Here is a 4,555-nt window from a genome sequence, read left to right on the forward strand (position 1 = left end):
GACCGGTGGCCACCATCATGTCCTCGGTCTGGCGGCCGGAGCGGTGCGTGACCTGAGCGGACACGGATGTGTAGCGGGCGCCGGCCACCCAGGCGGTCAGGTCGATGTCGTGGGTCGCCAGATCCTTGACGACGCCGACGTCGCTGATGCGGGCCGGGAAGGGCCCCTGGCGGCGGGTGAGGACCTGGTAGACCTCGCCGAGCTCACCGGCGTCGAGGCGCTCGCGAAGCGCCCGCAGAGCCGGGTTGCAGCGCTCGACGTAGCCGACGGCGCCCACGAGGCCCCGCTCCGCGAAGGCGGTGGCCACGCGGCGGCCCGCCGCGGCGTCGTGGGCGATGGGCTTCTCCACCATGGTGTGGACGCCGGCCTCGGCCAGGGCCAGGGCGACGTCCTCGTGGTAGACGGTGGGGACGGCCACCATGGCGGCGTCCAACCCGGCGTCGATGAGGGCGTGGACATCGGGCAGGACCGCCAGCTCGCCAGCCACGCCGAAGCGGTCGCCGCCGGGGTCCGCCACGGCCACGAGCTCCATGCCCTCGGTGGCACGGATGACCCGGGCGTGGTGGCGCCCCATGGAGCCCAGTCCGATGAGCCCCACGCGCAGGGGGTTGTCCGCCGTGCCCTTGTCGGGCAGGTAACGGGCCTCGGGAAGGCCGGTGGTTGCGGCCAAGCCGTCGAGGGCGACGTTCTCGCTCATGTCAGGCACCCGCCTTGGCGGTGGCGGCCACGGCCTGGCCGATGCGCTCCAGGTCCGCCTCGCTCAAGGACGGGTGGACCGGCAGGGACAGGCACTCGCGGGCGGCCTTCTCGGTTCCGGGCAGTTCGAGCCCCTCGGCGTAGTGGGCCAGAGAGGTCAGGCGGTGGTTGGGGATCGGGTAGTAAACACCGCTGCCCACCTGCCATTCCTCGCGCAGGGCGGCCTGGACGGCGTCGCGCTCGGCGGCCGTGGCCCCCTCCAGACGGATCGTGTACTGGTGGTAGACGTGCGTGTAGCCCTCGGGGACGCGGGGCGTGACGACGCCGTCGACGCCCACCAGCAGCTCGTTGAGGCGCGCGGCGTTGGCCTGGCGGGTGGCGGTCCAGCCGGCCAGCTTGCCCAGCTGGACGCGGCCGACGGCGGCGGCCACGTCCGTCATGCGGTTGTTGAGCCCCACCAGCTCGTTGGCGTACTGCTGCTCCATGCCCTGGTTGCGGATGAGGCGGCAGCGGCGGGCAAGCTCGGCATCGGCCGTGGTGATCATGCCGCCCTCGAGGCTGGTCATGTTCTTGGTGGGGTAGAAGGAGAAGGAGCCCCAGACGCCGAAGGTGCCCACGGGCGTGCCGCTGATGGCGGCGCCGTGCGCCTGGGCGCAGTCCTCGAAGACGGCCAGGCCGTGGCGCTCGGCGATGGCCAGGATCTGGGGCATGTTGGCGGGCAGACCGTAGAGGTGGACCACCTCGATGGCCGCCGTGCGCTCGGTGATGGAGGCCTCGATGCTGGCGGGGTCCAGGGTGAAGGTCACCGGGTCGATGTCGGCGAAGACCGGGACGGCACCGCTGACGGCCACCGAGTTTCCGGTCGCGGCGAAGGTGAAGGAGGGGACGATGACCTCCGGGGCGCTCCCGGCGCGCTCGCCCAGCTCACTGGCCAGGGTGGCCACGTGCTGGGCGGAGGTGCCGGAGTTGACGGCCACACAGTGGACGCCGTCGACGACCTGGGTGGAGAACTCCTCCTCAAAGGCCTTGACCTGGGGCCCCTGGACGACCATGCCGGAGGCGAGGACGGCGTCGACGGCGTCGCGCTCCTCCTGCCCGATGATCGGCTTGGCGGCGGGAATGAACTCGCGTGACATCAGTGAGTGACCTCTCGGATGGTGATATCGGACTCAGCGTCTGAGTCAGTGCCTGCTTCTTGGTACAGGGTCCCGGTGACCGGGCAGCGCCAGCGCGGGACGCCATCGGGGCCGGGCTCGGCGGAGGCGAGGGGCTCACCGGCGCGCCCCACCCAACCGATGCGGCGGGCGGGGACCCCGGCGACCAGGGCGTGTGCGGGCACGTCCTTGGTGACGACGGCACCAGCGGCCACCGTGGCCCATGCCCCCACGTGCACCGGGGCGACGCACACGGCGCGGGCCCCGATCGAGGCGCCCTCGTCGATGGTGACTCCGACGGGCTCCCAGTCGTCGGCGGACTTGCGCGTGCCGTCGGGGTTGACGGCCCGGGGGAAGTGATCGTTGGTGAGGGTGACGGCCGGACCGATGAAGACGCCGTCGGCCAGACGAGCCGGCTCGTAGACGAGGGCGTAGTTCTGCACCTTGCAGTTGTCCCCCATGACCACGCCCTCACCGATGTAGGCGCCCCGGCCCACGATGCAGTCCCGGCCCAGGACGGCGTGCTCGCGGACCTGGGCGAGGTGCCAGATGCTGGTGCCCTCACCGAGCGCGGCCTCCTGGGAGACGTCGGCGGAGGGGGCGATTCGGGTGGACACGGCGACTCCTGCACGGGCGGCCCGAGCCGCCCTGACGATCGAGCGAGACCGGTCAACCTGGTGGTTGCCGGGGCCGTGCCACTCCGGTCGCCGAGGCGGCGTCGGGCGCTGCACGACCGGCCCCATCCTAGGGGACGCTCCGGGGGACTCGCCCACCTCGGACGACGCCGGAGCGTGACCCGGACGAGACCTAGCCCACCGGCACCCGCCTTCCTCGAAGCCCGCAAGGCGGACGGGTCCTCCTCATCGCGTGAAAGAATGCGACGGTGACTACCTCCAACGTGACACGGGCCGGCGGACCCGCCCCGGCTCCTCGGGTCACCGATACCTGGCTCGTCATCCCCCTGTACAACGAGGCGGCCGTCGTACGCGAGGTCATCTCCCAGGCCCGCGAGATCTTCCCCTACGTCGTCGTCGTCGACGACGGCTCCAATGACGACTCGGCACGGCAGGCGGCCGCCGCGGGAGCCGTCGTCGTGCGTCACCCGGTCAACCTCGGCCAGGGAGCGGCGCTGCAGACGGGCTTCTCCTACGTCCTGGAGAAGACGAATGCGGACTACGTCGTCACCTTCGACGCCGACGGCCAGCACTCCGCGACCGACGCCGCCGCCATGGTCGCCGCGGCCCGTGACGAGGAGTGTGCCGTCATCCTCGGGTCGCGTTTCCTGGAGGGCCCCTCCCCGGTGGGCTGGCTCAAACGGCTCGTGCTGCGTACGGCGGCGGCGGTCAGCTCGCGTACCTCCGGGATGCGGCTGACCGACGCCCATAACGGCCTGCGAGTCATCCGCCGCGATGTGCTGGCGCGTCTGGACCTCAGGCAGAACCGCATGGCGCACGCCAGCGAGATCATCCGGCAGATCGGCGCCACCGGGCTGCCCTGGCGCGAGTTCCCCGTGCGCATCGTCTACACCGACTACTCGCGCTCCAAGGGCCAGTCCCTGTGGAACTCGGTCAACATCCTGGTCGATCTGCTCTTCTCCTGAGCATTCCCACCCGAGCACGGCAAGCACCACAAGCACAGCACAGAGGTCAGAACGGGAGACACCGCCCCATGAGTCATCAGATCTACATCCAGGTCCCCCTCATCGTCGCCGTGGCCGGCGTGGGCTGGATGATGCTGCGCACCCCGAGCGGGGCCCGCCACCAGGCCGGTCGCAGGCTGGCGACCCTGGCCTTCGTGGCCTTCGCCATCGTAGCGATCGTCGTGCCCTCGGTGGTGGCCCGTATCGCCCATATGGTGGGGGTGGGGCGAGGCACGGACCTGCTGCTGTACGTCCTGGTGGTGGCCTTCCTGGCGCAGATCCTGTCCTCGTTCCGCCGAAACGGCGCGCGCGAGCGGCAGATCACGCACCTGGCTAGGCGCATCGCCCTGGACAACGCCCCCGAACCGCCCGACGGGGCACGGCGCACCGCTCCCTGACGGACCTCTCCGCGCCCCGCCCCTCCGGGCCTTCACGCCGGTGAGGGGGCCTCAGCGTCGTGAGGCGAGGACCTCGATCTCCTCGCGCAGGCGCAGCCCGCCGCGGAGCGCCCAGCGCACCGGCGCCTGCCACGGGGCGTCGTACACGCCGGACAGGTAGCGACGGGCCGAGGCGTGGTGGGCGCGGATCATCTTCTCGGGACGGGCCTTCCAGCTGGCCCCCTGCTCGTGGATGACGACGGAGTCATGGACCTGCACGTTGAGCCAGCCGGCCCGCCCGACCCGAGCCCCCAGGTCCACGTCCTCGAAGAACATGAAGTAGTCGTCGTCGAATCCTCCCAGTCGCCTCCAGGCGGCCGCCGGCAGCAGCAGGCACGCCCCGGAGAGCCACCCCACCGTCCGGGTGCCGCCGGAGCCTCCCCGCTCGGCGGTGTGGTAGGCGGCGGAGAAGGGGTTGGTCGGCCAGATCCTGCCCAGGACGGCGTGCCCGGCGCCCTTGACCAGTGAGGGAAGGGCCCGCCCCGAGGGGTAGACGGTGCCGTCGGGGTTGAGCAGGAGCGGCCCCAGACAGCCGGCTTTCGGGTTGGCCAGGCCCGCGTCGATGAGGACGTCGAGACTGCCCGGCTCCCAGACGAGGTCGGGGTTGGCCACCACGACCCAGTCCTCCT

The 4,555-nt window shown here is 71.6% G+C and carries 6 protein-coding genes; 2 read left to right on the top strand and 4 right to left on the bottom strand.

Annotated features, from left to right (window positions below; translation table 11 throughout):
• From RWR81_RS12470 to RWR81_RS12480, 3 genes are all read right to left on the bottom strand, one after another.
• Window positions 1-697: Gfo/Idh/MocA family oxidoreductase (locus RWR81_RS12470; protein ID WP_314458046.1), on the bottom strand; the 697-nt coding region annotated here is incomplete at its 3' end.
• Between the two features lies 1 nt (window position 698).
• Window positions 699-1,832 carry a DegT/DnrJ/EryC1/StrS family aminotransferase gene (locus RWR81_RS12475; protein ID WP_314458047.1) on the bottom strand — a complete coding sequence of 378 codons (1,134 nt, stop codon included), beginning with the start codon at window positions 1,830-1,832 and terminating at the stop codon, window positions 699-701.
• Window positions 1,832-2,467 (bottom strand): acyltransferase, encoded by a 636-nt coding sequence (locus tag RWR81_RS12480; protein WP_314458048.1) that lies wholly within the window; start codon window positions 2,465-2,467, stop codon window positions 1,832-1,834. Before RWR81_RS12480 ends, RWR81_RS12475 begins: the two co-directional genes overlap by 1 nt.
• Window positions 2,468-2,733: 266 nt before the next feature.
• On the opposite strand from RWR81_RS12480, the gene RWR81_RS12485 reads away from it, so the two are divergent.
• Together RWR81_RS12485 and RWR81_RS12490 are read left to right on the top strand one after the other, a co-directional pair.
• Window positions 2,734-3,450, top strand: a complete 717-nt coding sequence (locus RWR81_RS12485) for a glycosyltransferase family 2 protein (protein ID WP_314458049.1) — start codon at window positions 2,734-2,736, stop codon at window positions 3,448-3,450.
• Window positions 3,451-3,518: 68 nt separating this feature from the next.
• Window positions 3,519-3,887 carry a DUF2304 domain-containing protein gene (locus RWR81_RS12490; protein ID WP_314458050.1) on the top strand — a complete coding sequence of 123 codons (369 nt, stop codon included), beginning with the start codon at window positions 3,519-3,521 and terminating at the stop codon, window positions 3,885-3,887.
• Window positions 3,888-3,938: 51 nt separating this feature from the next.
• On the opposite strand, the gene RWR81_RS12495 is transcribed toward RWR81_RS12490, so the two are convergent.
• The coding region (locus RWR81_RS12495; RefSeq protein ID WP_314458051.1) for a glycosyltransferase family 2 protein at window positions 3,939-4,555 on the bottom strand (617 nt) is incomplete at its 5' end.

Source organism: uncultured Actinomyces sp. (assembly GCF_963526355.1).
In the GTDB taxonomy this organism is placed as follows: Bacteria; Actinomycetota; Actinomycetes; order Actinomycetales; family Actinomycetaceae; genus Actinomyces.

Coding starts and splice junctions, on each gene's coding strand:
- RWR81_RS12475 (WP_314458047.1), bottom strand. CDS start 1,832: ATGTCACGCGAGTTCATTCCCGCCGCCAAGCCGATCATCGGGCAGGAG.
- RWR81_RS12490 (WP_314458050.1), top strand. CDS start 3,519: ATGAGTCATCAGATCTACATCCAGGTCCCCCTCATCGTCGCCGTGGCC.